General features: G+C 59.4%; 21 protein-coding genes and 1 pseudogene. 11 read left to right on the forward strand and 11 right to left on the reverse strand.

The features are described from left to right. Window positions 1–44: 44 nt before the first annotated feature. The 3 genes from fruA to fruB are packed head-to-tail and all read right to left on the reverse strand — an operon-like array spanning window position 45 to window position 3,870. Complete coding sequence (fruA, locus tag G5149_RS00565; protein WP_421211105.1) at window positions 45–1,769, reverse strand: PTS fructose transporter subunit IIBC; 1,725 nt, start codon at window positions 1,767–1,769, stop codon at window positions 45–47. After that, window positions 1,766–2,755 carry a 1-phosphofructokinase gene (pfkB, locus tag G5149_RS00570; RefSeq protein WP_421211107.1) on the reverse strand — a complete coding sequence of 330 codons (990 nt, stop codon included), beginning with the start codon at window positions 2,753–2,755 and terminating at the stop codon, window positions 1,766–1,768. The genes fruA and pfkB overlap by 4 nt, the downstream gene beginning before the upstream one ends. After that, entirely contained in the window at window positions 2,755–3,870 is a 1,116-nt protein-coding gene (gene fruB / locus G5149_RS00575; RefSeq protein ID WP_421211109.1) for a fused PTS fructose transporter subunit IIA/HPr protein, read from the reverse strand. Before fruB ends, pfkB begins: the two co-directional genes overlap by 1 nt. A gap of 296 nt (window positions 3,871–4,166) precedes the next feature. Between fruB and cra the strand changes: the two genes are divergently transcribed. From cra to G5149_RS00595, 4 genes are all read left to right on the forward strand, one after another. Further along, complete coding sequence (gene cra / locus G5149_RS00580; protein WP_199251945.1) at window positions 4,167–5,153, forward strand: catabolite repressor/activator; 987 nt, start codon at window positions 4,167–4,169, stop codon at window positions 5,151–5,153. A 306-nt stretch (window positions 5,154–5,459) separates the two neighbouring features. Next, window positions 5,460–6,653: an aromatic amino acid transport family protein gene (locus tag G5149_RS00585; RefSeq protein WP_421211111.1), complete on the forward strand. Its 1,194-nt coding sequence runs from the start codon at window positions 5,460–5,462 to the stop codon at window positions 6,651–6,653. 261 nt (window positions 6,654–6,914) lie between these two features. After that, entirely contained in the window at window positions 6,915–7,319 is a 405-nt protein-coding gene (locus G5149_RS00590) for an MbcA/ParS/Xre antitoxin family protein (RefSeq protein ID WP_421211113.1), read from the forward strand. Continuing rightward, window positions 7,319–8,008, forward strand: a complete 690-nt coding sequence (locus G5149_RS00595) for an RES family NAD+ phosphorylase (protein ID WP_076360812.1) — start codon at window positions 7,319–7,321, stop codon at window positions 8,006–8,008. The genes G5149_RS00590 and G5149_RS00595 overlap by 1 nt, the downstream gene beginning before the upstream one ends. Before the next feature lie 106 nt (window positions 8,009–8,114). Here the strand turns inward: G5149_RS00595 and G5149_RS00600 are convergent, their stop codons facing one another. Then, window positions 8,115–9,515 carry a DEAD/DEAH box helicase gene (locus G5149_RS00600; RefSeq protein ID WP_421211116.1) on the reverse strand — a complete coding sequence of 467 codons (1,401 nt, stop codon included), beginning with the start codon at window positions 9,513–9,515 and terminating at the stop codon, window positions 8,115–8,117. Between the two features lie 358 nt (window positions 9,516–9,873). On the opposite strand from G5149_RS00600, the gene G5149_RS00605 reads away from it, so the two are divergent. Further along, window positions 9,874–10,683 carry a substrate-binding periplasmic protein gene (locus tag G5149_RS00605; RefSeq protein ID WP_106843347.1) on the forward strand — a complete coding sequence of 270 codons (810 nt, stop codon included), beginning with the start codon at window positions 9,874–9,876 and terminating at the stop codon, window positions 10,681–10,683. Window positions 10,684–10,808: 125 nt separating this feature from the next. On the opposite strand, the gene aroC is transcribed toward G5149_RS00605, so the two are convergent. Further along, complete coding sequence (aroC, locus tag G5149_RS00610) at window positions 10,809–11,897, reverse strand: chorismate synthase (RefSeq protein ID WP_201951171.1); 1,089 nt, start codon at window positions 11,895–11,897, stop codon at window positions 10,809–10,811. Window positions 11,898–11,909: 12 nt separating this feature from the next. Continuing rightward, window positions 11,910–12,845 carry a 50S ribosomal protein L3 N(5)-glutamine methyltransferase gene (prmB, locus tag G5149_RS00615; protein ID WP_005345333.1) on the reverse strand — a complete coding sequence of 312 codons (936 nt, stop codon included), beginning with the start codon at window positions 12,843–12,845 and terminating at the stop codon, window positions 11,910–11,912. A gap of 82 nt (window positions 12,846–12,927) precedes the next feature. Between prmB and smrB the strand changes: the two genes are divergently transcribed. Next, window positions 12,928–13,452 carry an endonuclease SmrB gene (gene smrB, locus G5149_RS00620; RefSeq protein WP_005333198.1) on the forward strand — a complete coding sequence of 175 codons (525 nt, stop codon included), beginning with the start codon at window positions 12,928–12,930 and terminating at the stop codon, window positions 13,450–13,452. 17 nt (window positions 13,453–13,469) lie between these two features. On the opposite strand, the pseudogene G5149_RS00625 reads toward smrB, so the two are convergent. Together G5149_RS00625 and G5149_RS00630 are read right to left on the reverse strand one after the other, a co-directional pair. Beyond that, window positions 13,470–14,072: pseudogene (locus tag G5149_RS00625) on the reverse strand (histidine phosphatase family protein). Window positions 14,073–14,107: 35 nt separating this feature from the next. Beyond that, window positions 14,108–14,443, reverse strand: a complete 336-nt coding sequence (locus tag G5149_RS00630; protein WP_421211118.1) for a GFA family protein — start codon at window positions 14,441–14,443, stop codon at window positions 14,108–14,110. Between the two features lie 392 nt (window positions 14,444–14,835). Here G5149_RS00630 and G5149_RS00635 point away from each other — a divergent pair, with 392 nt between their 5' ends. Then, entirely contained in the window at window positions 14,836–15,390 is a 555-nt protein-coding gene (locus G5149_RS00635) for a porin family protein (protein WP_337072204.1), read from the forward strand. A 125-nt stretch (window positions 15,391–15,515) separates the two neighbouring features. Here G5149_RS00635 and G5149_RS00640 read toward each other — a convergent pair whose 3' ends face one another. Then, complete coding sequence (locus G5149_RS00640) at window positions 15,516–16,979, reverse strand: chitinase (RefSeq protein WP_227342829.1); 1,464 nt, start codon at window positions 16,977–16,979, stop codon at window positions 15,516–15,518. 307 nt (window positions 16,980–17,286) lie between these two features. Then, the gene (locus tag G5149_RS00645; protein WP_421211121.1) at window positions 17,287–18,507 is read right to left on the reverse strand and encodes a methyltransferase; all 1,221 of its coding nucleotides are present in this window, start codon (window positions 18,505–18,507) and stop codon (window positions 17,287–17,289) included. A gap of 183 nt (window positions 18,508–18,690) precedes the next feature. Between G5149_RS00645 and G5149_RS00650 the strand changes: the two genes are divergently transcribed. Next, window positions 18,691–19,269 (forward strand): PhnA domain-containing protein, encoded by a 579-nt coding sequence (locus G5149_RS00650; protein ID WP_005333203.1) that lies wholly within the window; start codon window positions 18,691–18,693, stop codon window positions 19,267–19,269. A gap of 204 nt (window positions 19,270–19,473) precedes the next feature. Here G5149_RS00650 and G5149_RS00655 read toward each other — a convergent pair whose 3' ends face one another. Then, on the reverse strand, window positions 19,474–21,000 hold the full coding sequence (locus tag G5149_RS00655; RefSeq protein ID WP_005351759.1) for a fumarate hydratase: 1,527 nt from the start codon (window positions 20,998–21,000) through the stop codon (window positions 19,474–19,476). A 294-nt stretch (window positions 21,001–21,294) separates the two neighbouring features. Here G5149_RS00655 and pabB point away from each other — a divergent pair, with 294 nt between their 5' ends. The 3 genes from pabB (at window position 21,295) to G5149_RS00670 (ending at window position 24,702) form a co-directional block, all read left to right on the forward strand. After that, the gene (pabB, locus tag G5149_RS00660) at window positions 21,295–22,578 is read left to right on the forward strand and encodes an aminodeoxychorismate synthase component I (protein ID WP_337072203.1); all 1,284 of its coding nucleotides are present in this window, start codon (window positions 21,295–21,297) and stop codon (window positions 22,576–22,578) included. 42 nt (window positions 22,579–22,620) lie between these two features. Then, complete coding sequence (locus G5149_RS00665; RefSeq protein ID WP_005351753.1) at window positions 22,621–23,187, forward strand: CoA pyrophosphatase; 567 nt, start codon at window positions 22,621–22,623, stop codon at window positions 23,185–23,187. A 216-nt stretch (window positions 23,188–23,403) separates the two neighbouring features. Further along, on the forward strand, window positions 23,404–24,702 hold the full coding sequence (locus G5149_RS00670) for a serine/threonine transporter (RefSeq protein WP_005345325.1): 1,299 nt from the start codon (window positions 23,404–23,406) through the stop codon (window positions 24,700–24,702). Window positions 24,703–25,123: the final 421 nt, after the last annotated feature.

The raw sequence follows: 25,123 nt of genomic DNA on the forward strand, positions 1-25,123 counted from the left end.
CCGCAGGCCGCTCTTGGTTATAACGTATTGCCGGACGGCAAGGTTTATGCGGTGGCCAGCTTGGCCTGCTCTTCGCCGCGCTTGAGCATGGCGTAGGAGACACCGGTCAGCAGCGAGCCTGCGGCAATCGCCACGATATACATCATGACGTTGCTGATGGCGTGCGGGATAAAGAGCACAAACAAACCGCCGTGGGGCGCCATCAGCTCGCAACCGAACAGCATGGAGAGCGCACCGGTCAGGGCACCGCCGACCATGCAGGCCGGGATAACCCGCATAGGATCCTTGGCGGCAAACGGGATGGCCCCCTCGGAGATAAAGCACAGACCCAGCACGAAGGAGGCTTTGCCCGCTTCCTGCTCCGCCTTGATGAACTTGGTGCGGGCCAGGAAGGTAGCTATCCCCATCCCCAGTGCCGGCACCATACCGGCGGCCATCACGGCGGCCATCGGGGCGTAGGTTTTGGAGGCCAGCAGGCCAACCCCGAAGGCGTAGGCCGCCTTGTTGACCGGGCCGCCCATGTCGAAGCACATCATGGCCCCGATGATGACACCCAGCAGCACGGCGTTGGCAGAGCCCATGTTGTTGAGGAACTCGGTCATGGCATTCATGATGCCGGCCACCGGACCACCCACCACATAGATCATCACCAGACCGGTAAAGAGGCTGGCAAACAGCGGAATGATCAGGATGGGCTTGAGCGCTTCCAGAGTGGTCGGCAGGCGCACCTTGTCACTCAGATATTTGGCGCTGTAACCGGCCAGGAAACCGGCCACGATACCGCCAAGGAAACCGGCACCCAGTGAGCTTGCCAGCATACCGCCGATCATGCCGGGAGCGAGACCCGGACGGTCAGCGATGGAGTAGGCAATGTAACCGGCCAGCACCGGGATCATCAGGGCAAAGGCTGAGCCACCACCGATCTTCATCAGCGCGGCGGCAAGAGTCCCTTCCACCTTGAACGCCTCGATACCGAACACGAACGAGAGAGCGATAATAAGACCGCCCGCCACCACCATCGGCAGCATAAAGGAGACACCGGTCAGCAGGTGCTTGTAGGGGCCGGCTTTTTCCTCTTTCTTGGGCTGGCTGGCACCGCTGTGGCGATAGAGTGTCGCCTCGTTCCACGCCTTGTCGAGTTCGGCGCGGGTTTTCTTCAATGCCGCGCCCGTGCTGGTACGATAGACCGGCTTACCGTCAAAGCGCGCCATGTCCACTTCGATATCGGTGGCGAGGAATACCAGATCGGCAGATGCAATCTCCTCGGCAGTCAGGGCATTCTGGGCACCGACCGAGCCTTGAGTCTCGACGCGGATCTGATAACCCAGCTGTTTGGCCATGGTCTCCAGCGCTTCTGCCGACATAAAGGTGTGGGCAACGCCAGTCGGGCACGCTGTCACTGCCACGATGCGCTTGCCAGCGGCGGCGGGTTTAGCTGCTGCGGGAGCGGCTTGATGACGATAGATGCTGGCACCGCTGGTGGCAGCTTCCAGCAAGGCAGCCGGATCCTGCAGGGCGAGATCCATGCTCCCTTGATAGACTCGCTTGCCATCATAGGCGGCGAGATCCACCGGGGCACTGGCGACAACCAGCACCAGATCGGCGGCAGCAATCTGCTCCTTGCTCGGTACTTGGCGGGGCTGCACGCTGGAGCCGACGTCGAGGGTGAGTTCCCAGCCAGCCAGTTTGGCCTGCTGTTCTATCCGTTTTGCAGCGAGAAAGCTGGTGGCAATGCCCGCCGGGCAAGCCGTAACCAAGATTGCTTTCATTGGGCATCTCCTGAGTTTTTCATTGAGGGGGTATTGCACTGAACCGGTGCCAGCTCATCCAGACGCTCTACGCGCACCTGTTCAAGTAAAGGGTTGAGCACATTGATATCGTCAAAGCCGACCGCGACCTGACTGACCGCCAGTGCCGAGACGGCGGTGGCCAGCCGCAGGGTCTGCTCCGGCGTCCAGCCAAGGCTGAGACCATGGGCGAGACCGGCCACCAGGGAATCGCCGGCACCCACGGTGCTGACCACCTGCATCCGCGGCGGAATGGCTTGCCAGACGGCATCCGGGGCAAACCAGATGAGGCCATCGGCGCCGTTGGAGATCACCACGTTGGGGATCCCGCTTGCCTGCAGCGCGCGGGCACACTCGGCCTGCTCGCTCAGGGTCTTGATGGGGCGGCCCGCCCACTGGCTCAGCTCCTCCAGATTGGGTTTGACCAGGGTCGGCGCCGCCTTGATCCCTTCGCTTAAGGCCGCACCGCTGCAATCGAAGATCACCTGCTTGCCCTTGGCCTTGAGCAGACGGATCAGATGGGCGCAGTAATCGGGAGCCACCCCTTTGGGCAGGCTGCCCGCCAACACGAACCACTCGGCATCCGGAGCCAATTGGTCGATGGCCAGCTCCAGCGCGCTCACCTCCCCTTGCTGGATGGTGAGCCCCGGCAGGTTGAGATCGGTGACCCGACCGGATTGCTCGGAGATCTTGACGTTGATGCGGGTGCTGCCCGCGACACGGACAAAGTGATCATCCAGCGCCCGCTCTGCAAACAGGGAGACAAAGCTCTGCTCATTGTCTGCGCCCAGCCAGCCGGTCACGCCCACCTCACAGCCCAAGTCCTTGAGCACCATGGCGACGTTGATCCCCTTGCCCGCCGCGCGCAGGTTGGCCTCACTCACCAGATTCACCTCGCCAAGGCTCATCGCCTCGAGACGGGTGGTGAGATCAAGGGCGGGGTTGAGGGTAATGGTGACAATCTTCATCAATGCGCCCCCTCGCCAAGACCAGCGGCGATGGCCTCACCGATCCCCTTGAGGGCCGCTTCGGCATCTGCCCCTTCGGCGCGAAATGCCAGACGGTGCCCGCATTTGACGCCAAGGCCGATCACCTTCATCAGGCTCTTGGCGGAGACCGCCTCGCCGCTGCCATCCAGATTGGCAACCCGGATATCTGATTCAAACTCTTTGGCCACCTTGACCAGCATGGCACCGGGACGGGCGTGGAGGCCGTGGGGGTTGATGATGGTGAAGGTTTCGGAAAGACCGCTCGCGGGGCCCGCTTGCAACATGGCCAGCCCCTCGCTGCCCGCCAGCGTCGCCAGCTGACCGGCGGCCGCCAGTTTGGCCAGATTCTCCAGTTGCGGCAGATGGCCGCTATCTGCAGCGCACAGCAGCAGCATGGCGCTAACCGGCAGCTCCCCTGCCGTGAGGGCGCTACTCGGGGTGGCCAGCACCCAACCGGTCTGGGCCGATGCTGTTTGCTGAACATTGGCCCGCGCCAGCCAGACGCCCTCACCCAGATAAGCAGGGTCGCTTGCCAGCAGCGCGCTCACCATGGCGGCATCGCCCCAACCGGCGGACTTGGCGCGGGCAGCGGCGCCCAGCAACAGCTGGTCGCGATCATCGGCCGGGAAGTCGGCCAGGGTCAGGTATTGCACCTCTTTGGCGGCAGTGGCGCCGGTCAGGATATTGATGATGGTGTCGGCATCGGTGGCCTCTTTGAGCTGGGCTGCCGCCTGCTCGTCACCCAGCACATGGGTGAGCTGGCGCAAAATGCCCAGATGCTCGTCTGACTTGGCGGCGATACCGATGGCGACGTAGGCGATCTGCCCCTCGTCCCACTCGATGCCATTGGGGAACTGAGCCACCATGACGCCGGTGCTCTTCACCAGATGACGGGTGTCGGTGGTGCCGTGGGGAATGGCGATGCCACTGCCAAGGTAGGTGGCATGCTGCGCTTCACGGGCCAGCATCCCATCCACATAGCCCGCTTCCACCAGACCGGCTTCGGTCAGTTTGCCTGCCAGCAGGGCAATGGCGTCCGACTTGGTTGCCACCGACTGCCCCAGCAAGATCTGCTCTCGCGCCAACTTCAACATAGAGACTCTCCATCAGGTTCCGGCCGCGCCGGTACGTCACAATTGAACATTCGGGTAACTCGCCAGCTGACAATAGACCCGAACACGGTTGACTGTGATCGGAGCCTGATTTTCAGGCCACTGGGTCTCTTCGTTGCTGACAGGCTGAATCGTTTCACTTACACTCAGACTGAATCGTTTCAGCGAATTGATCAAGTACCCACAAAGAGTGCTTTTCAATGATATGATCCCGCGCACACTTTTCGGTGCCCTCACCCGGCAGTGACCGTGGGCCTTGCAACTCAAACAGAGCCAATATGATGAAACTGGATGAAATCGCCGCCCTCGCCGGTGTCTCGCGCACCACGGCAAGCTATGTGATCAATGGCAAGGCCGATCAATACCGCATCAGCCAGGCCACCCGCGACAAGGTGATGGCCGTGGTCACCGCCCATAATTACCAGCCGGACAGCCGCGCAGCCTCCCTGCGTGGCGGCCAGACCAAGACTCTGGGCTTTATCCTGCCCGACCTTGAGAACGCCAGTTACGCCAAACTGGCCAAACGGCTGGAACAGGGGGGCCGGGCGCAGGGCTATCAGCTGCTGATCGTCTGCTCGGAAGATGAGCCCGCCACCGAAAAAGAGCTGGCCCAGATGCTGGTGAGCCGCCATGTGGATGCCCTGCTGGTGGCCAGTTGCCTGCCGCCGGACGACCCCTTCTACGGCAAATTGCAGGCGCAAGGCAGCCAAATCCTCGCCATCGACCGGGCGATGGCAGCCGACAAGTTCGTCACCGTCGCCAGTGAAAACGAGAAAGCGAGCTTTGATCTCACCAGCTCCCTGCTCACCCCGAACTTACGCCATATCGCCTTGATCACCGCGCTGCCAGCACTCACGATCAGTAAGGAGCGCAAAGCCGGTTTCGAGCAGGCGGTTGCCAGTCACAGCGCGGCTCGCCACCTGTGCGAGGGGGATCACTTCTCTCGCCTTGAGGGGTATCGCCTGATCAAAGATCTGCACCAGCAGCTGGGTCAACTGCCCGAAGCGCTAATCACTACCTCCTATATCCTGATGGAGGGAGTACTCGACTACCTGTTGGAGCAAGAGATCGATATGAGCCAGCTCGCCATGGCCACCTTCGGGGACGATCGCCTGCTCGACTTCCTCCCTTTTGGCATCAACTCCCTGCCCCAGCAGCACGACGCGCTGGCGAGCCAGGCGCTGGATCTGGCGCTCAAGGCGGTGAACGGCGAATACCAGAGCGGGCTGCACTATGTGAGCCGCACCCTCAAGCGCCGCCGCTAACCCTCTCTGCATCGCGCGCCGCTGCGACCCGGTTCGCAGCGGCGCGTTTTTTCACCAGACGAAGTGCACTACTGTCATTTTTTATTTCCACTTATTCTACTCACCCAGTACAAAATCCGCTTTTACACGCTTGTATCCAACATTTTAATTCGCTAAGTTGGCAACCATCTTTTACAACCAGCGGATTTTTCGTAACGATGGCTTCACTCCGATATTGCTAGCCTCCGGTCTCGACCCCGGAGGCGCCTTGCCAACACCTCATATGCCTGCTGCGCACCGCGCAGTTTCTCGATTCGGATGGACACCATGAATACCAAAACCCTGGGATGTACCCTGTTGATTGCCGGCACCACCATAGGCGCCGGCATGCTGGCCCTACCGCTGGCCTCCTCCTCCCTGGGCGGCCCTGCCACCCTGCTGCTGATGATCGGTCTCTGGGGCCTGATGGCCTTTACCGCCATGCTGCAGGTGGAAGCAAGCCTCAACACCGGCAAGTGGTACCTGCACCAACTGGCGGATCACCTGCTCGGCCCCTGGGGCAAGCGCATTGCCTCCCTCTGCATCCTGATGCTGTTCTACTCGCTGGCCTCCGCCTACATCAGCGGCGGCAGCAGCCTGCTGGCCCAGGCGCTGGCCGATGCCGGCCTGCCCCTCAGCCAGGAGCAGGCGGCCTGGGCCTTTACCCTGCTGTTTGGCGGCATGGTCTGCGTCGGCACCAAACAGGTGGATTACCTCAACCGACTGATGTTCACCGTCAAGCTGGTGATCATGGTGGCCGTCCTCGGACTGCTGCTGCCGCGTGCCGAGGGACAGCACCTGCTCTCCATGCCGCTCGGTCAGGGCTTGTTGCTGGCAGGCCTGCCGGTCATCTTCACCTCGTTCGGTTTTCACGGCTCCATCCCGAGCGTGATGCTCTACCTGGGGGACTGCCCCAAGCAGCTGCGCCGGGTCTTCGTGTGGGGCTCCGCCCTGCCACTCATCCTGTATGTACTGTGGCAAGTGGCCATCCTGGGGCTGCTCGGTCAACAATCCCTGATCCAGACCGGCGGAGCGCTGGACAGCCTGCTGGCCAACGTCGGCAATCTGGTGAGCTGGCCCGCCTTCAACCAGGCGATGCACCTGTTCGCCGATCTGGCGCTGGCCACCTCCTTCCTCGGGGTGACGCTGGGACTGTTCGACTTCATGGCCAAGGTGACCCGCCGCAAGGACAACTGGCAGGGCCGCACCCAGACCGGCCTCATCACCTTTGTGCCGCCCCTGCTGTTTGCTCTCTACTTCCCGCAGGGCTTCATCATGGCGCTCGGCTACGCCGCCATCGCGCTGGCGGTGCTGGCGGTGCTGCTGCCGGTGGCCCTGGTGTGGCAGAGCCGCAAGCAGGCCGAGGCGCACCACTACCGCGCCCCGGGCGGCGTGCTGGCCCTGGGCCTTGCCGGCGCCATGGGTGTGCTGATCGTCGGGGTGCAGATAAGCGTCAGCATGGGATTGCTGCCCGCGCTCTAAGCCAGCGCCGGTATTGCATGCCCCAATAGCAAAAGCACAAAAGCCCCGCCAACCCAGTTGGCGGGGCTTTTTCTATGCCATCGGTATATGCCATCGATATAAAGGGGTCCGCTGGCGCGGTGATCATCTCCCTGATGCACCACGCGTTCATATATGCACCATATATAGACACCCTGTATATATGTGAACAATTCTTGTACACTGATAACATATCGCCTTTTTGGCAACAGAACACACGCTCAATCCAGCAAGGAGCCTGACATGGTCGCAACCGTACACGTGCAACGGCAAGATGGCGCCGTTGATCCCAGCAAGGCGCTGCCAGTGGTGTTTCGCATCCTGGACAAATGGCAGTGCAACACAGATGAACAATTGCGACTGCTCGGCATCTCTTCGCGTTCAACTTTGAACAAGTACAAGGAGTCCCACGGCGGGATCAGACTGAGTGCGGATCTGCAGGAGCGAATGAGCTACCTGCTCAACATTCACAAGAGCCTGCGGGTACTGTTCAGCGCGGACGAGAGCATCTATGGCTGGGTACGCAAGTCCAACAGCCACCCCTTCTTCGCCGGCCGCAGCGCCATGGAGGTGATGCAGGGTGGCCGCGTGGCCGATCTGTATGAGGTCGCTACCCGCCTGCACGCCTGGCGCGGAGGCATGGCCTGATGCAGACGCCTCCGCAGCGCGCATTCAAGGACGAGTCCGCCTACCGGATCATCCCGAGCCGCTACCCCACCATCTGCCTCTATGAGGATGTGGCCAACGCCGACGAACTGGAGGCGGTCTGGGCCATCGAGGCGCTGACCAACGACAGGCTGAGGGAAGAGGCCGGCGAGCTGACGCGGGTACCGAAAGCGGACTGGCTGGTGGGCTTGCCCGGCGGCAGCCATGTGATGGCCGCCTTCACCCACCTCAATCCGGAAGGTGCCCGCTTCACTACCGGCGATTTTGGCGGTTATTACTGCGCCCCCAGCCTCGACACCGCCATCAAGGAGACGGTCTACCACCAGGAGCGCGTCTTCGGCTACACCCGTGAACCCGCCCAGAAGGTGCAGATGCGGGTGATCCATGCCGAGTTCAGCGCCAGCCTGGTCGATATTACCGGTGAGGCCTTTCTCGCCACACCGCTCTACCATGCTACCGACTACGGATATTCCCAGGCCTTCGCCCGCGAGCAGAAAGCCCTGGATGTGGACGGCATCTGTTACCGCTCGGTGCGCCACAGCGGCCACGACTGCTACCTGCTCTATCGCCCGCGCCTGGTCAATCGCGTCCATCAGCCCCGCCATCTGGAGTACCACTGGAACGGCAGCGCCATCGCCAACGTGCTGCAAATCACGCTCTATGGCGAGTGACGGGCACTGCCCGCCCCACTCGGCTAACTCCCGGATATAGAAAAGCCCCGCCAGACTGGCGGGGCTTTTTACATCAACCGAGCGAGGGAGCAGGCTCCCTGGCCGCTTACTGGTTGTGGGTAGCACGACGAGGACGACGGGCCTGAGCCGGTTTGCCGGCGCCGCCTTCCGGACGCTGGCCACCTTGGGGCTTGGGCTTGCCACCGTTGCCGGAGCGGTTACCGCCGCCATTGCCACCGTTGGCAGAGCGACCGGCGCCCTGACGCTGGCCTTGACCTTGCGGGCGCGGCGCACGGCGCTGCTCGCTTGGATCGCGCGGCTCTTTGCGCAGCGGCGCACCGATGCCACGGGCGATGTTGTCGAGGGTCTCGCGGGAGGCTTCAAAACCGGCCACCTGCTCGCAGGGAATGTTCTGCTTGGTCAGCCGCTCGATGGCCTTGATGAGCTTGCCTTCATCGGCAGCAACCAGGGAGATGGCATGACCGGCAGCGCCGGCACGGCCGGTACGACCGATACGGTGCACGTAATCTTCAGCCACGTTCGGCAGCTCGAAGTTGACTACCTGCGGCAATTTGTCGATGTCCAGGCCACGGGCGGCGATGTCGGTCGCTACCAGCACCTTGACGCTGCCATCCTTGAAACCGGCCAGGGCGCGGGTACGGGCGCCCTGGCTCTTGTTGCCGTGAATGGCGGCAGCACTGATGCCGTCTTTTTCAAGCTTCTCGGCAACGCGGTTGGCGATGTGCTTGGTACGGGTAAAGACCAGCACCTGCTGCCAGTTGTTGCTGGAGATCAGGTGGCTCAGCAGGGCAATCTTGTTGGCCTTGTCGCACGGGTGCACCAGCTGTTCGATACGCTCGGCGGTACTGTTGCGCGGGGCAACTTCAATGACAGCCGGGTTGTCCAGCAGGCCAGTGGCCAGCTCGCGAATTTCATCGGCGAAGGTGGCGGAGAAGAGCAGGTTCTGGCGCTTCTTCGGCAGCAGGGTCAGGATGCGGCGGATGTCGCGGATAAAGCCCATGTCGAGCATGCGATCCGCTTCGTCCAGTACCAGGATCTCCACCTCGTCAAACTTGACGGCGTTCTGGTTGTAGAGATCGATCAGACGGCCCGGACAGGCCACCAGCACGTCCAGACCACGGCGAGTCGCCATCATCTGCGGGTTGATGCTCACGCCACCGAATACCACGTGGCTGCGCAGGGGCAGATGCTTGCCATAGTTGCGCACGCTCTCGCCCACCTGGGCGGCCAGCTCGCGCGTCGGGGTCAGTACCAGCGCACGGACGCGGTTCGGAGAGACCTTGCGCTTGCTCTCCATCAGACGTTGCAGCATCGGCAGGGTAAAGCCTGCGGTCTTGCCGGTCCCTGTTTGGGCCGCCGCCATCAGATCGCGGCCAGCCAGAACGGCGGGGATCGCTTGTTGCTGAATGGGAGACGGGGTGTCGTAGCCTTGTTCGGCAACGGCACGCAACAAGGGTTCGGCCAGACCGAGGGAAGTAAAACTCATAGTTACCTGCTAGGGATAGGGGCGCCGACAATCCGGGATGGGGCTCCTCTGCTGAGCCGATGCCATCTCGCCAGACTCGGGCCTGTTGAGAACACAACGATTTCCCCGGGGAGCAGAGCAAAGGGGAAAGAATAGGGGCGCAGTCTAACGGAGTTGTGCCGGATAAACGAGAAAAATGTGATGCTCCTCCCAGCACGCACAGAAAAGCCCTCTGCTCTCCACCGAATAATCCCGTTGACCAGTGAAGCACGCACCACACTATTAACTGACAACTTATTACCTGTCCCGCCATCGTGATGCGCGGGTCGCAGGCGCACGGGATAGCAGAGAACAAAAAGCAGAATAACGAGGTTAAGCTATGAGCACGCAATATCGTCCCCACGGCAACTGGCAGGCCAAGCTCTGCCTGCTGCTGCTTTTGCTGACCCCTTCCCTGCAGGCCAGTCAGACCCTGACCGTGGCCTGGAGCCACTGGCCCCCCTTCAGTCAAATCAACAACAGGGGTGAGCTGGACGGGCTGGATGTCAGCCTGACTCGCCAGATCCTCACCCAGGCGGGCTTTGCCCCCAAATTTCGTGAGATCCCCTGGGCGCGGGCACTCCATCTGGTGGAGCACGATCAGCTGGATGTGGCGATGGCCGCACTACCACTACCGGAGCGGCAGAAGTATGCCCGCTTCTCTGCACCCTATCGCCAGAGCGCCTATGTGCTGTTGAGTAATAACCCGATTCCAGGCCATCAGGATCGCTGGGGAAAGCTCGATACCTTGTCCAAACTGTGCCACAACAAGGATCTCAAAATTGGCAAACTGCGCGGTACTCGCCCCATTCATCAAATGGACGAGTGTCCTGCCCTCAAGGGGGCGACCGAGTACAATGCCGATGATCGACTAATCGAACTGCTGCTGGCCCGCCGTCTCGATGGCATCATTATGGAGTGGCAATATGCACGCTATCGGCTCTCCCAATTGGGCGCCGAGGGGTTTATCAGTTGTCAGCTGTTGCTGCACCATCAGCCGGTCAGCCTGATGTTTGCCAAAAACAGCATGAGCGAAGAGCAGCTCCTCAAGGTCAACGAGGCCATTCACGCTATGCCCAAACACCATGGGAAGTTCTCTCCCCCCAACTGCCGTCTCGATGCCGATCCGCAGGACGCTGATCACTCTTGATAATCGACGAGTGATAGAAGTACCGCAGAGCATAAGAACAAAGGCGACCCGAAGGTCGCCTTTGATTTGGTTGACGAACCAGCACCCTGAACAGGGTGCGATCAGTCGATGTGCAGCAAGAGCGATCAACGCAGCTGTGGGGTATGGGTCAACACCCCCTGATTCTGGGCACGATGGCGCAGCAGGTGATCCATCAACACCAGCGCCAGCATGGCTTCGGCGATGGGCACGGCGCGAATGCCGACACAGGGATCGTGACGCCCCTTGGTGATCATCTCGATTGCCTCGCCTTCGGTATTGATGGTCTTGCCCGGCACAGTGATGCTGGAAGTCGGTTTGAGCGCCATGCTCACCACAATATCCTGACCCGACGAGATGCCGCCCAGAATGCCGCCCGCATGGTTGCTGGCAAAGCCCGCCGGGGTCATCTCGTCGCGATGCTCGGAGCCTTTTTGCTCCACCACCGCAAAGCCATCACCGATCTCCACCCCTTTCACCGCATTGATGCCCATCATGGCATGGGCAATGTCGGCGTCGAGACGATCAAACACCGGCTCACCCAGGCCCACCGGCACATTGCGCGCAATGACCTGCACCTTGGCACCGATACTGTTGCCCTCTTTTTTCAGGTCGCGCATATATTGATCGAGCGCTTCCAGCTTGCCCGCATCGGGGAAGAAGAAGGGATTCTGCTCAATCTGCGCCGCGTCAAACGCCTCAGCCTTGATGGGGCCGAGCTGGGAGAGAAAACCGGTGATCTCGATGCCATGTACCTGTTTCAGGTACTTCTTGGCAATCGCCCCCGCCGCCACTCGCATCGCGGTCTCGCGGGCAGATGAGCGACCACCGCCACGATAGTCCCGCTGACCATACTTCTGGTGGTAGGTGTAGTCAGCATGACCCGGGCGGAACAGATCCTTGATATCGGAGTAATCCTTGGAGCGCTGATCGGTATTCTCGATGAGCAGCCCGATGGAGGTGCCGGTGGTCTTGCCCTCGAACACCCCGGAGAGGATCTTCACCTCGTCCGGCTCGCGGCGCGGCGTGGTGTAGCGGGAAGTGCCGGGCTTGCGCCGATCCAGATCCCCCTGCAGATCCGCTTCGCTGATCTCCAGCCCAGGCGGGCAACCATCGACCACGGCGCCCAGCGCCAGGCCGTGGCTCTCGCCAAAGGTGGTGACCCGAAAGAGTTGACCAAAACTGTTCCCTGCCATGCGCGCTCCTGCTTAGTTCTTGTAGATGGCGAAATGATCCTGATACTGCACCAGCTCTTCACGGGTCATCACAAAGACGCCGTGACCGCCGTTTTCGAATTCAACCCAGGTAAAGGGGATCTCGGGGAACTGGGCTTCCAGATGGATCATGCTGTTGCCTACTTCAACCACCAGCACACCGTTATCCTTGAGGAAATCGGCGGCATGGGCCAGCAGACGCTTGGTCAGCTTGAGACCATCGGAGCCGGACGCCAGCGCCAGCTCAGGCTCGTGACGGAACTCGTCCGGCAGATCCGACATATCTTCGGAGTCCACATAGGGCGGATTGGAGACGATGAGATCGTACTTGTCGCCCGCTGGCAGATCGCGGAACAGATCGGAACGGATCGGAATGACCTGCTGCTCCAGCCCGTGATCGTTGATATTGCGCTCGGCCACGTTCAGCGCATCGATGCTGATGTCGATGGCATCCACTTCCGCTTCCGGGAACTCGTGGGCCATGATGATGGCGATACAGCCGGAGCCAGTGCACAAGTCCATGATCCGGGTCGGTTCATGTTTGAGGAAGGGCGCGAAACGGTTGGCGACCATCTCGGCAATAGGGGAACGGGGAATGAGCACCCGCTCGTCCACGTAGAACTCCCAACCGGCATACCAGGCCTTGTTGGTCAGGTAGGCGGCCGGTACCCGCTCCTGTACACGGCGGATAATCAGCTCGGCGATGCGGTGACGCTCGCTGCTGGTGAGACGGGAGTGGCGCATGGCCGGGTCTACATCCGGTGGCAGATGTAACGCGGGCAGTACCAGCTGCACAGCTTCATCCCAGGCGTTGTCGGTTCCATGACCGTAAAAAATCCCGGCGTCGTTGAAACGACTCATGGCCCAACGCAACATGTCCTGGATGGTGTGCATCTCGGCAACCACCTCATCGATAAATATCTTGTCCAAATCCACCTCCAAGTCGAGTAATATCCGGCCCGAGCCCCGTTTACGTTGCGGGCAAGACGCATTCCTAATACATGAGCATCTGATGAAAAAAACGCCCTCACCGACAGACGAGGAAACCCTGCTGTTCCGCGATGCGATAAAAGGTACCCGGAAAATCAAGCAAGATACCATAAGGGCCGAGTTACGCCCGGTCAAGCAGAAACGCGAATTGCGCGAAACCCGCGAAAAGCTTGGGGTTGACCACTATTTCAGCGATGAGTATCAGCCCCATCTCGACGATGATGGGCCGACCCGTTACGTGCGGGAAGATGTGTCAAAATTTGAGCTGAAAAAGCTCAAGCGGGGCATTTATCCGCCGGAGATCTACCTGGATCTGCACGGCATGAACCAGCAGCAGGCAAAACAGGAGCTGGCCGCCCTGCTCACCCTCTGCCAGAAAGAGAACATTCACGTCGCCTCGGTGATGCACGGCATCGGCAAACATATTCTCAAGCAGCGCATTCCCAGCTGGCTGGCCCAGCACCCCAATGTTCGCGCCTTCCATCAGGCTCCCCGCGAATGGGGCGGCGACAGCGCCATTCTGGTGTTGCTGGATATCGAAGAGTAGAAAAAGCAGCGCACAAACTAACTCTGCCCAACCGGTCGATTGAATCGCAATGGTGATATAGAGGAGTCAAGATTGACCACCAGCATGCCGCCGTTGGGCAACTGCCACGCGAAGAAGTCATCAAATCCGGCGGTCGTTAGGGCGCGGGTCACCTTGGCGACCACACCGTGCGCCACCAGCAATACCCGCTCCCCCTGCATGGTCGAGGCCAGTGCCGTTAGTCCCTGCGAGACTCAGGCAATCACCTCATCCAGCCTCTCACCGCCAAGCGGAGCCTCCGCCCAGCGCCGGGTGATGTTGCGCACCCACAACTCGGGATAACGCGCCTTGGCCTCTGCCTGCGTCAGTCCCTCAAACAGACCGACATGCCGCTCACGAAAGGCCGGAGCAAGCTCCACAGGCAACCCCAACTGGCGTGAGAAGAGCGCGGCGCTCTCTCTTGTTCGCAGCAGGGGCGACGCCAGCAACCGATCGAACGGGGCCAGTGTGGTCGCTATCTCATTGGCCAGCCAGCATATATGCCGCGCGCCATCTTGGTTGAGCCCGATATCCAACGCCCCTTGATAGCGCCCCTCGGCGTTGGCTTGGGTCTCTCCATGGCGGATCACTATCAGCTCCATGGTGTACTCCTCTTTCTACGTGGAATATCGCAAAACTACTTCCCTTTCGGATAACGGGGATGATCGTCCTGGATCGGCAACCAGGAGAGCTGGCTGACGGTATGGATGTGATAGGTTGGTGCGACCGTTTCGGGGTTATCAAGTGAGACAATAGCCAGCGTCAGGTACTCGGGGTATTGAATGCTGCGATAGCTGAGGGTGGCGCCACAGGTTGCACAAAAGCCGCGTCGAATCGCCTCCGACGAGGCGTACTCAGTCAATACGCCGCATAGCCATTGCACCTGTTTCACCCGAAAATCCATCCAGGCGCCGGTCGTGCGCTGACAATCCCGGCAGTGGCAAAAATCGGTAGCAAAGGGAGCAGCTAGCACCTTGTAGCGGATTGCACCACAATGGCAACCCCCCCTCTAATATACCGTCACGAGAAATCACCATCTTGTTTACCATCCAGTCCACGTTTGAAGGCATATATTGCCAGCCTAACATCCCGTTACACTAAGTTGATTAGTGCAGAAAACCAATGAAACTTGCGATTTATCAGCGCTCATTTCAGATAGGATTGACACATTTCACCATTGTTCAGACAGAAGATAACCACTCTCACCTCCCATCATAACAACTATGGGAGCTCTGATTATTCATCCCCCTGACAATATGAGATATTGCCACTCACTACTGGCCTGCGAATATAAGACAAGCTCACCCGAGCCCATATAAATCTGTTCGTCGCAGCCATATTCCACGCTATTTAATTGGAACCTGCATGATGAAGTTATTCACTCCCCTGGTGGTTGCCACGGCGATCTTCTCTTCCGTGGCGATAGCAACCCCCTCTCCCCATATCGTCGGCGCCACCCTTGGCTATGGCACCCAGTCATTCAAAGCACAAAATGGGGATCAGGCCGATGGCGGTGACAATATGACTGCCGATCTCTATTACCGTTATATGTTCAACGATTATATCGGTATCGATTCAGGAATATTGTTTGGTACCGGTGGCGTAGTCAGCGCCCTCTTCGATGCAACCCTCAATGACGTAAAAGATATCCATTACAAAGGGATCCGCTCTGCCTTGTATGCACAATTCCCGGTCTCTTCCGGCAACAGCTTTTATGCCAAACTGGGTGCCAACGCCCACAGAGTCGAATACACCATCAACAAGGAAGATCAGAGCAACTCCGGGGTCGGTTTGTATGGCGCTGCGGGTTGGCAATATCGCTTTGATTCGGGTATCGGACTCAATGCAGAGTACCAATATATCCCCATGCCTCGACTCGATGTCAAAGGGGTCAGTGTCGGTCTCAACTACCGTTTCTGATCCCGCCTGATGGGGCGACAACAGGCCGATAACGGGTAAAAAGCAGGGAGATATCTCCTCCCTGCTGCCTGCTTGTTTCCACTACCGATAGATCATGGTGATTGACCATGATCCCAACGGCAACCTTATTTGGTCACCACCACAGCCCAGGGGCCACCTTTGGCGGGATCATCCCCTTGCGTCCACCATTTGGCCTGATAGACGGCGCCCTTGTAGCTCACCTTGTTGCCCGCGGTATAGACCTTGCTGGCCTCCCAGGCAGGCTGGCCATCAATGGGCGGGTCAACCGGATCGACCGGGGCAGGATCGAGCTTGGCGACGATCCGCACTTTCGGCCAGTTGGCGTGGGAACCGTAGAAGTTGGTCACGCACTTCTCGTAATCACCCGGCACCAGCGCAGAATAAGCGGTCTGGAAGCCCACCAGCTCACACTCGAAGGAGTAACCGCCCGGGCGATCAGGATAGTACTTCCAGTTGCCATCCCAGTTGGTGTAGAGCACGTCGGTAGCGCCGTTGAGATTGAGGCTGCCATAGGGAGTCTGCTGCCAGCAGGTGTTCTTCTCATCCGCCTTGACCGGGATCTGGTAGTGGTTGGCCAGCCCTTCCCAGTAGCGGATGCGATTGACCGGCTGCCCTTTGTCCTTGTTCTGTTCACCACACTCGATACCGCCGTTGATGACGTTGATGGTGGTACCGAAGCCATAGCCGATACCGGCGTCAGCTTCCCGTTTGGAGGGTACCCAGGTGCGATCAATCACGTGCAGCATGGCCGGTTTCGGGGCCTGCGGGGTGAGGAAGAACCAGATGGCAGAAGCGAGGTTGAGCCAGGAGTCCGCCACCAGCCCCGGGTTGTTGAGCAGCACTGAGGCATCGCCATCAAACATCGCCTCGGAGAAGGCCCCGTAGTTGAAGTGGTAAGAAAGCTGCTTGGCGCCGCGGCCAAAGTAACCTTGTCCGGTACTGCAGGGCCACTTCTTGTTCTGCCAGTCGTTCTGGCCACAGCCGGTGGTATAACCGGTCTGTCCCTCTGACCAGCCCATCTCCCGCACATGCACCAGCGCCTGTTGCCACTCCTCCAGCCCCAGCGGGTTATCGGAGACGTTCTCCTTGGCAATATGGCCGCCGGTCTCCTGAGAGAAGTGGGCAAAGGCCGTCACAATGGATTTTTTACAGATCGCATCAGAATCGCGCCCGTCGTTATATTCGCCGCAGAACGCAGGAAATTTACCGATGGCCCGCAAGAAGCGGACATAGGTATATTCCGGCGCGGCCATCTGGGTTAAATATTCCCATTCAGATTGGGGAAATACCCGTTCAACCCGTTTTACGTTGTCAGGATTGCTTGCCAGACCCGGTTCAATGGCATCGACTATTTTATTTGACCGGGTGGCCAGTGCCTTGGCCCATATTGTATACATGGGGTTGGCCGTCTTGGCCTTTTCCACCGCGGCCAGATCCGGGGCCGCAATCACATATCCTCCCGCATTTTGTGGATCGGGTTGAATATTCATCGTTGCACTTATTACGGCATAGCTGGGCAATACGCAAGCGGCAGCGATCAGCCAGGCACAACGCTTGGGTTTGAACATGTTTATCGTCCTTGTTTGAATTAATGCGCGCCAAGAGTAGGTGTTCCAACAACTAAATTTACGATGAAAATTAAGAAATGCGCGTAATTTGTGAACCATTTCACCTTGTGCTACTCAACGCAGCTAAAACGACATAAAAGAACTCAAACGATGACCATTTTGGCCTGTTTTGCCACCCGTATGGGGAGGCGAAAGACGATCAGATGATCTGTCACCAATTAATTATTCGTGGCAAAAAAAAATGGCTGACCCGCTTCACCAGTCAGCCATCAACAATGTTCAAATAACGCTCACAAAGAGCTCGCTGTCAGGCGCGCACGGCACGGATCAGGATATTGCGCGGGGTCATGGGTTTGGCACAGAACTCCCCCACTTCGACCCGATAACCCTGCTCTTGCAAAAAGAGCGCGCGATCCAGCGCCAGCCAGATCTCGAGAGGACGGCGAAACAGATGACGCACCAGCTCCATGCGGGCGACATCACCAAAGCGACGCTCCCCGTGCTCCAACCAGGCGGGATAGTCGAGCCCGGCGGGCAGCACAATCCCTTTGCGTTCAGCAGCCCAAACGCAGAATGCCTCGAAGGTGCCGGTCAGCAGGCTCTTTTGCATATTGGGCACCGGCAGATACTCATCCACCCCGCGCACCTGACGCTGCAGGCAGTCAAACCCGAGCCGCCACACCACTTCCTGCTCGCGCAGGCGGGCGATCCGCGCACCGCCGGTGACCGTCTCCTGTAGCGGCAACTTGAGATCCGCTTTGCTCAACACCAGCTCGCTGGCGCTGGCCGCGGCCGACAGCGGGCGATAGTGGCTGGTACGGATCAGGTGGTAACAACAGGGAGAGATGGTCACTCCGCGGGCACCGCGCTCGGCCACCCGCTCCAGCAGATGGGTGTGGAGCTCGCCGCAGGCATGGAGTGCCATGGCGTGATGTTCGGAGGCGATCAGCGCCGCCGATTCAGGGGCAAAGGCATCGGCGCAGGTAAAGGTCATATTGGCGCCATCCCGCTCGGCCAGCAGCCGACCTTCGTCACAAAGCTGTCCTTGCAGCTCCAGACTGAGGATAGGAGCCTGTCGATGAAGTGACACCAGCCGCCCAAGATGTCCCTTGCCAGCACACCACTCCAGATAGGGGCCCTGATGGGCAGGCAGACAGGCGGTGAACGACTCGATCTGGGCCTGCTTGCGCCCCGGCATATGCAGCGCCATCTCCTTGCTGCAAGTGATTGGCTCAGGGGTAAACGGGGCAAGCTGACTGAGTTGCTGCAGCTCGGCTCCCTCGGCAATCCAGGGGGCAAGCAGACTGCTGAGGGCATCCATATCCGCATCGAGCTCTGCCAACTGGACGAGCGTCAGCCCATTGAGCAGTACCGCCAGCTCGGGCGCCTCATCGGCAAAGGCCATGGTCAGATGATGATATGGCTGATACTGCCACCAGCGTCGGTAGCGGGTGAGCAGTCGATCCAGGTGTTGAAAACGTTGAGCCAGCACGAATGCCCCTGCCTTGCAGTCATAAAGGAGGCTCATTCTAGCGATCCCGCTTCAAATTGCACTCTCAATACCAAACGATCAGCGCCGCGCAACAGCACAGCCAACCTTGTGAGCCAGGGCAGACCTGACAAAGTACGGGGTTTTATGCTATATTCCGCCCCCTCTTTCACGCGCCCCGCCAACGCGGGACGCTTTATCACTAGCTATGGGACCAACAACATGACCATCAACGCCATTCTGCAAGCGCGCGCGGGCGCCAAGTGTGAACTGTGCAGCGCCGAGCAGGCGCTGACCGCCTTCGTGGTGCCTCACTCCCCCGCCAGTGACGATGATCACAGCGTTGCTATCTGTGACACCTGCCGTGGTCAGCTGGAACAACCGGATACCCTGGTGGTCAACCACTGGCGTTGCCTGAGCGACAGCATGTGGAGCCAGGTGCCTGCGGTGCAGGTGATGGCATGGCGCCAGCTGAAAGCACTCTCCGGCAAGGGTGAAGTGTGGGCTCAGGATCTGCTGGATATGATGTACATGGAAGACGAAGCCAAGGCCTGGGCTGAAGCTGGTATTGCTGACGAAGATGACGACAGCGTACCGACCGTTGACTCCAACGGCGCCGTGCTGCAAGAGGGCGACTCCGTTACCCTGATCAAGGATCTGGACGTGAAAGGCGCCGGTTTCACCGCCAAGCGCGGCACCCTGGTCAAGGGCATCCGTCTGACCAACAACCCGCTCCATATCGAAGGCAAGGTCAACGGCGTGCAGATCGTACTGGTTGCTGCCTACCTGAAAAAGGCCTAAAGCCAAGGGCGATTGCTCTGCTGTCTGCTGCCAGAGCACAAGCACAACGAAAAAGGATGGCGTCACGCCATCCTTTTTTATACCCGCTTGCCGCAAACGGCCAACTTGAGCCCATAACAGGCCAGCCAAAGCAAAAAGGCGCATCCGGATGGACGCGCCTTCTTTACAGGGCCGATACCGTTAACCGGCAGCGGAAACGGTCACTCAGGAGGAGAGTTTGCCGTCCAGCTCAGCAATCTTGGCCGACCAGTAGGCCGGGCCGGTTTCGTGGATATTGTTGCCTTCGGAATCGACGGCAACGGTCACCGGCATATCTTCCACTTCAAACTCGTAGATCGCTTCCATGCCGAGATCGGCAAAGGCCACCACGCGCGCCTTCTTGATAGCCTTGGCCACCAGATAGGCTGCGCCACCGACGGCCATCAGATAGACGGCCTTGTGCTGTTTGATGCTCTCGACGGTTTTCGGGCCTCGCTCGGATTTGCCGATCATGCCGATAAGGCCGGTTTCACCCAGCATCATGTCGGTGAACTTGTCCATCCGGGTGGAGGTGGTGGGGCCAGCCGGGCCAACTACTTCGTCACGCACCGCATCGACCGGGCCAACGTAATAGATGAAGCGGTTGGTGAAATCGACCCCTTCCGGCAGCCCTTCGCCATTTTTCAGCATGTCGGCGATACGCTTGTGGGCGGCATCGCGACCGGTGAGGATCTTGCCGGAGAGCAGCACGGTATCACCGCTCTTCCAGCTGGCCAGCTCGGCCTTGGTGATGCCATCGACGTTGACGCGGCGCACATTGCCACCCGCTTCACGGGTGATCTCCGGCCAGTCACTCAGTTTCGGCGGAGTCAGTTCGGCAGGGCCTGAACCATCCAGCTCGAAGTGAACGTGGCGGGTGGCGGCGCAGTTGGGGATCATCACCACCGGCTTGGAAGCGGCATGCGTCGGCGCAGATTTCACCTTCACATCCAGCACGGTAGTGAGGCCGCCCAGACCCTGGGCACCGATCCCCAGCTTGTTGACCTTGTCGTAGAGCTCGACGCGCAGCTTCTCTTCGGTGGTTTGCGGGCCACGGGCGATCAGCTCCTGAATGTCGATGTGCTCCATCAGGGCCTCTTTGGCCAGCACCGCCGCTTTCTCGGCGGTACCGCCGATGCCGATGCCCAGCATGCCGGGCGGGCACCAGCCCGCGCCCATGGTCGGCACGGTTTTCAGCACCCACTCGACGATATCATCGGAGGGATTGAGCATGACCATCTTGGATTTGTTCTCGGAACCACCACCCTTGGCCGCGATGCTCACTTCCACCTTGTTGCCGGGGATCATGTCGATATGCACCACGGCAGGGGCGTTGTCTTTGGTGTTTTTGCGACTGCCGGCCGGATCGGCCAGCACGGAGGCGCGCAGCGGGTTGTCAGGATTGGTGTAGGCACGACGGGTCCCTTCGTCCACCATCTCCTGCACCGTCATGTCGCTGTCCCACTGGACTTGCATGCCGATCTTGACGAAACAGGTCACGATGCCGGTGTCCTGGCAGAGCGGGCGATGACCTTCGGCGGACATGCGGGAGTTGATCAGGATCTGGGCCAGCGCATCTTTGGCGGCCGGGTTGGCCTCACGGTCATACGCCGCTTTGGCAGCCTGAACAAAATCCAACGGGTGGTAATAGGAGATGTACTGGAGGGCATCTGCGATAGAATCGATGAAATCCTGTTTTTTTATAATGCTCATATCATCCTCACTGGTCCTTGTCTCTGCCACGGAGCAGGGCAAGGGCTTCCATATGATGGGCCGTGCTGACGTGCTGGCTAAAAACTATCAACCAGCAAAAAACGAACGACACGGCAGTTTTTTCTTAAGTCACCGACACCTATGATACGCTTGCCCACCAGCACCGACTAGGGTTCGGGAACCAAACTGTTGCCTGTGTAACATAAAATGACGCCAACACTTCATATCCATCATCTAGACCATAGTGCTGAGCTCCATCAGCTTTTTGCCCGCCTGCAACATCAGCCGTGGGCCATGTTGCTGGAATCGGCGGGGCCACTCGGCGCCGATAACGGCTTTGATATCATCACTGCCGACCCGCTGGCGACCCTCGAAACCCGCGGCGAAGTGACCACTCTGCGTGTCGGGGCGAATATCAGCAAACACCACGAAGATCCCCTCGCCCTGCTGGCCCATACCCAGCAACAGTTGCTGGGGGAGCTGGAACTGTGCGCCACTCACCTGCCCTTTATTGGTGGCGCCCTCGGCTTGTTTGGGTATGATCTCGGCCGCCGCTTCGAACGACTGTCGGTGCAGGCCGCCGCCGATATCGCGGTGCCGGACATGGCGGTAGGCATCTACGACTGGGCGCTGCTGCGCAATGTGGCGACCGGCGACTGGCAGCTGGTGCACTGGGGGGATGAAGCAGGCCTTGCCAACCGGCTGGCCTGGTTTGAACAGCAGCAGGCCAAACCGGCCCCTGCTTTTGCCTTGTTGGGGGCGTGGCAGAGCAATATGAGCCGCGCCGAGTATGGCGAGAAGTTTGCCCGCATTCAGGAATATCTCGCCGCGGGGGATTGCTACCAGATCAACCTGACCCAGCGTTTCAGCGCCCCCTATCAGGGGGATGAGTGGCAGGCCTATTGCCTGCTGGCAACCGCCAACAAGGCCCCCTTCTCAGCCTTTATCCGCCTGCCGGAGAGCGCGCTGCTGAGCCTCTCCCCCGAGCGGTTCCTGCTGCTCGATGGCCGTCATATCGAAACCAAACCCATCAAGGGCACTCGCCCTCGCCACCCCGATCCGGCAATCGATCGGCAAGTCGCGCAGGAGCTGGCGCAGGCGGACAAGGACAGATCAGAGAATCTGATGATCGTTGATCTGCTGCGCAACGATATAGGTCGGGTCAGCCGGCCTGGCTCGGTCAGCGTGCCTCATCTGTTTGCGGTGGAGTCGTTTCCAGCGGTACATCATCTGGTCTCCACCATCCATGGTGAGCTGGATGCACGCTGGCAAGGAGTCGATCTGCTGCGGGCCTGTTTCCCTGGTGGCTCCATCACCGGCGCCCCCAAGATCCGCGCCATGGAGATCATCGAAGAGCTTGAGCCCCAGCGCCGCAATGCCTATTGCGGCAGCATCGGCTACCTCAGCCAGCATGGTCGGATGGACACCAGCATCTGCATTCGCACTTTGATCGCCGAAGCGGGTCGCCTGCACTGCTGGGCCGGTGGCGGCATCATCGCCGACTCCGACGCCGACAGCGAATATCAGGAGACCTATGACAAGGTTGCCCGCATCCTGCCGCCGCTGTCGGCGCTGTAATCCTCCCCACTGTCAGGCCAACGCACAGGAGAGCTCCCCGCCATGGATCGCCACGAACTGCTGACCCGCTTCCAGTTGCAGCGACCCGCCCCGGCCCATCGCCTCGCCATTGGCGGGCTCAGTCCGGCGGCGGTGTTGATCCCGGTGGTGATGCGCGACGAGGGGCTCAGCGTGTTATTGACCCGGCGCAGCCCACGGCTGCGTCATCATGGGGGCCAGATCAGCTTCCCCGGCGGGCGACAGGATCCCGGTGACGAAAACCTGATTGCCACGGCGCTGCGGGAGACCGAAGAGGAGCTCGGCATTCCGGCACGGCTGATTGAAGTGATCGGCACCCTCAACCCGCTCAATACGGTGTCACGATTCGAGGTACTGCCGGTGCTGGGGCTGCTCGATGGCAACTATCCCCTCATCCTGAGTCCGGATGAGGTGGATCACGCCTTCGAAGTGCCGCTGACCCATCTGCTGGATCGGCGCAACCACATCCCCCTGACCCTTTCCAGAGGGGGGAAAGCGCACACCATCTACTGGATCCCCTGGCAACAGCACTTTATCTGGGGGGCTACCGCCAGCATGATCAACCAACTAGCCCAGCATCTCGCAAAATAACAATTTACCTACATTTGGCTGAGCAAGATTTAATCATTAACACTAAAATAACGTGCCAATTGATAAACAATAATTGAATTTTTCTTGTTTTGATCACATTTCCATAAGAAAGTGCGGTTTTTCGTGCCGTAAAGATGAATTTGATCAACATTTTTGATTAGAAAAACCGTATCCTTGCGCCGACTTAATAAGAACCACACATTCGGGGTGAGATAGATGTCAAACACAGTCACTGGCACGCAGGGAGTTGCGGCGTCAACAGAGCAAGGGATCAGCTCTACTCAAACCACTCGTTGGGAAAAACGCGACTCTACCTGGGTCATCAGTCTGTTCGGGACCGCGGTTGGCGCGGGGATCCTGTTCCTGCCGATCAACGCGGGTATGGGCGGTTTCTGGCCGCTGGTCGTCATGGCGCTGCTGGTAGGTCCCATGACCTATCTGGCACACCGTGGTCTGGCCCGCTTCGTGCTCTCCTCCAAAAAGCCAAATGCAGACATCACCGAAGTGGTGGAAGAGCACTTTGGCGTGGGTGCCGGTAAATTAATCACCCTGCTCTACTTCTTCGCCATCTACCCCATCGTGCTGATCTACGGCGTGGGTATCACCAACACCGTGGAAAGCTTTATGGTCAACCAGCTGCAGATGAGTGCCCCGCCGCGCTGGATCCTCTCCATCGTGCTGATCATGGGCATGATGTCGGTGATGCTGGCCGGTGAAAAGCTGATGCTGAAAGTGACCGAGCTGCTGGTTTATCCGTTGATCGCCATTCTGGCCGGTATCTCTTTGTACCTGATCCCGGACTGGACCGGTGCCGCGCTGGAGCAAGTACCCTCTGCCAAGGATTTCGCCACTACCCTGTGGCTGACCATCCCGGTACTGGTCTTCTCCTTCAACCACAGCCCGGCCATCTCCAGCTTCTCCCTGGCCCAGCGCCGCGACCACGGTGATCAGGCTGTCGAGAAAGCCGATGCCATCCTCAAGCGTACCGCCATGGTGCTGCTGGGCTTCGTGATGTTCTTCGTCTTCTCCTGCGTTATGAGCCTGACACCGGCTCAGCTGGCAGAAGCCAAGGCTCAGAACATCGCCGTGCTCTCCTATCTGGCTAACCAGCATGCCAGCCCCATCATCTCCTACTTCGGTCCGTTGGTTGCGTTTGTCGCCATCGTCTCCTCCTTCTTCGGCCACTATCTGGGTGCCCGTGAAGGTCTGAAGGGGATGATCGTTCAGAACATGCGCAAGTCTGGCAAAGAGCCGAACGCCAAGAAAGTCGAAATGTTCATCATCGCCTTCTTCATCCTGACCCTGTGGGGCACTGCCATTGCCAACCCCTCCATCCTGGGCATGATTGAATCCTTGGGCGGCCCGATCATCGCTACCATCCTGTTCATCATGCCGATGTACGCCATCAAGCGCGTACCGGCCATGGCGAAATATCAGGGCCATATCAGCAACGTATTTGTCGCTGTGATGGGGATGATCGCTATCTCCGCCATCCTCTATCAGCTGGTCGGTTAATCCCTCACCTGCCACTGATAGCAAAAAGCCAGCCGAACACTCGGCTGGCTTTTTTATCTCTGCAATCTGTGCCCCCGCAATTGCCCTGCTCTCTCCATATTACTCTCCTCACCTTGTTGGATATCTGCATGCTCACCAGCGCCATGATTGAACATGCTTAGGGATTCACCATGTACCGCCCCCATACCCGCAGCTCAATTCGCCCACACGTTTACTCCCCCTCACCAAACCATGATGGCGTGTCTGATAGGACGGGTTGGGCTCATCTGCCGCAGCCAGCCACCTCCATTCTTCTTTGATGCTGTGATGCTGTGATTGTCTTGAAGATCTGGGGTAAGCCATAGCAATCGGCTCTTGGCAGAGCAGGCAAAAATGTGTAACGCACAACAGAAGGAGGAAGCACGACTCAAAGGGATAAAGA

The organism is Aeromonas sp. 600479, assembly GCF_049175515.1.
GTDB lineage: Bacteria > Pseudomonadota > Gammaproteobacteria > Enterobacterales > Aeromonadaceae > Aeromonas > Aeromonas veronii_A.

What these genes read in the sequence shown, in the direction of transcription:
- fruA (WP_421211105.1), bottom strand. Translation starts at nt 1,769, where the DNA reads ATGAAAGCAATCTTGGTTACGGCTTGCCCGGCGGGCATTGCCACCAGC.
- pfkB (WP_421211107.1), bottom strand. Translation starts at nt 2,755, where the DNA reads ATGAAGATTGTCACCATTACCCTCAACCCCGCCCTTGATCTCACCACC.
- fruB (WP_421211109.1), bottom strand. Translation starts at nt 3,870, where the DNA reads ATGTTGAAGTTGGCGCGAGAGCAGATCTTGCTGGGGCAGTCGGTGGCA.
- cra (WP_199251945.1), top strand. Translation starts at nt 4,167, where the DNA reads ATGATGAAACTGGATGAAATCGCCGCCCTCGCCGGTGTCTCGCGCACC.
- G5149_RS00585 (WP_421211111.1), top strand. Translation starts at nt 5,460, where the DNA reads ATGAATACCAAAACCCTGGGATGTACCCTGTTGATTGCCGGCACCACC.
- G5149_RS00590 (WP_421211113.1), top strand. Translation starts at nt 6,915, where the DNA reads ATGGTCGCAACCGTACACGTGCAACGGCAAGATGGCGCCGTTGATCCC.
- G5149_RS00595 (WP_076360812.1), top strand. Translation starts at nt 7,319, where the DNA reads ATGCAGACGCCTCCGCAGCGCGCATTCAAGGACGAGTCCGCCTACCGG.
- G5149_RS00600 (WP_421211116.1), bottom strand. Translation starts at nt 9,515, where the DNA reads ATGAGTTTTACTTCCCTCGGTCTGGCCGAACCCTTGTTGCGTGCCGTT.
- G5149_RS00605 (WP_106843347.1), top strand. Translation starts at nt 9,874, where the DNA reads ATGAGCACGCAATATCGTCCCCACGGCAACTGGCAGGCCAAGCTCTGC.
- aroC (WP_201951171.1), bottom strand. Translation starts at nt 11,897, where the DNA reads ATGGCAGGGAACAGTTTTGGTCAACTCTTTCGGGTCACCACCTTTGGC.
- smrB (WP_005333198.1), top strand. Translation starts at nt 12,928, where the DNA reads ATGAAAAAAACGCCCTCACCGACAGACGAGGAAACCCTGCTGTTCCGC.
- G5149_RS00635 (WP_337072204.1), top strand. Translation starts at nt 14,836, where the DNA reads ATGATGAAGTTATTCACTCCCCTGGTGGTTGCCACGGCGATCTTCTCT.
- G5149_RS00640 (WP_227342829.1), bottom strand. Translation starts at nt 16,979, where the DNA reads ATGTTCAAACCCAAGCGTTGTGCCTGGCTGATCGCTGCCGCTTGCGTA.
- G5149_RS00645 (WP_421211121.1), bottom strand. Translation starts at nt 18,507, where the DNA reads ATGAGCCTCCTTTATGACTGCAAGGCAGGGGCATTCGTGCTGGCTCAA.
- G5149_RS00650 (WP_005333203.1), top strand. Translation starts at nt 18,691, where the DNA reads ATGACCATCAACGCCATTCTGCAAGCGCGCGCGGGCGCCAAGTGTGAA.
- G5149_RS00655 (WP_005351759.1), bottom strand. Translation starts at nt 21,000, where the DNA reads ATGAGCATTATAAAAAAACAGGATTTCATCGATTCTATCGCAGATGCC.
- pabB (WP_337072203.1), top strand. Translation starts at nt 21,295, where the DNA reads ATGTTGCTGGAATCGGCGGGGCCACTCGGCGCCGATAACGGCTTTGAT.
- G5149_RS00665 (WP_005351753.1), top strand. Translation starts at nt 22,621, where the DNA reads ATGGATCGCCACGAACTGCTGACCCGCTTCCAGTTGCAGCGACCCGCC.
- G5149_RS00670 (WP_005345325.1), top strand. Translation starts at nt 23,404, where the DNA reads ATGTCAAACACAGTCACTGGCACGCAGGGAGTTGCGGCGTCAACAGAG.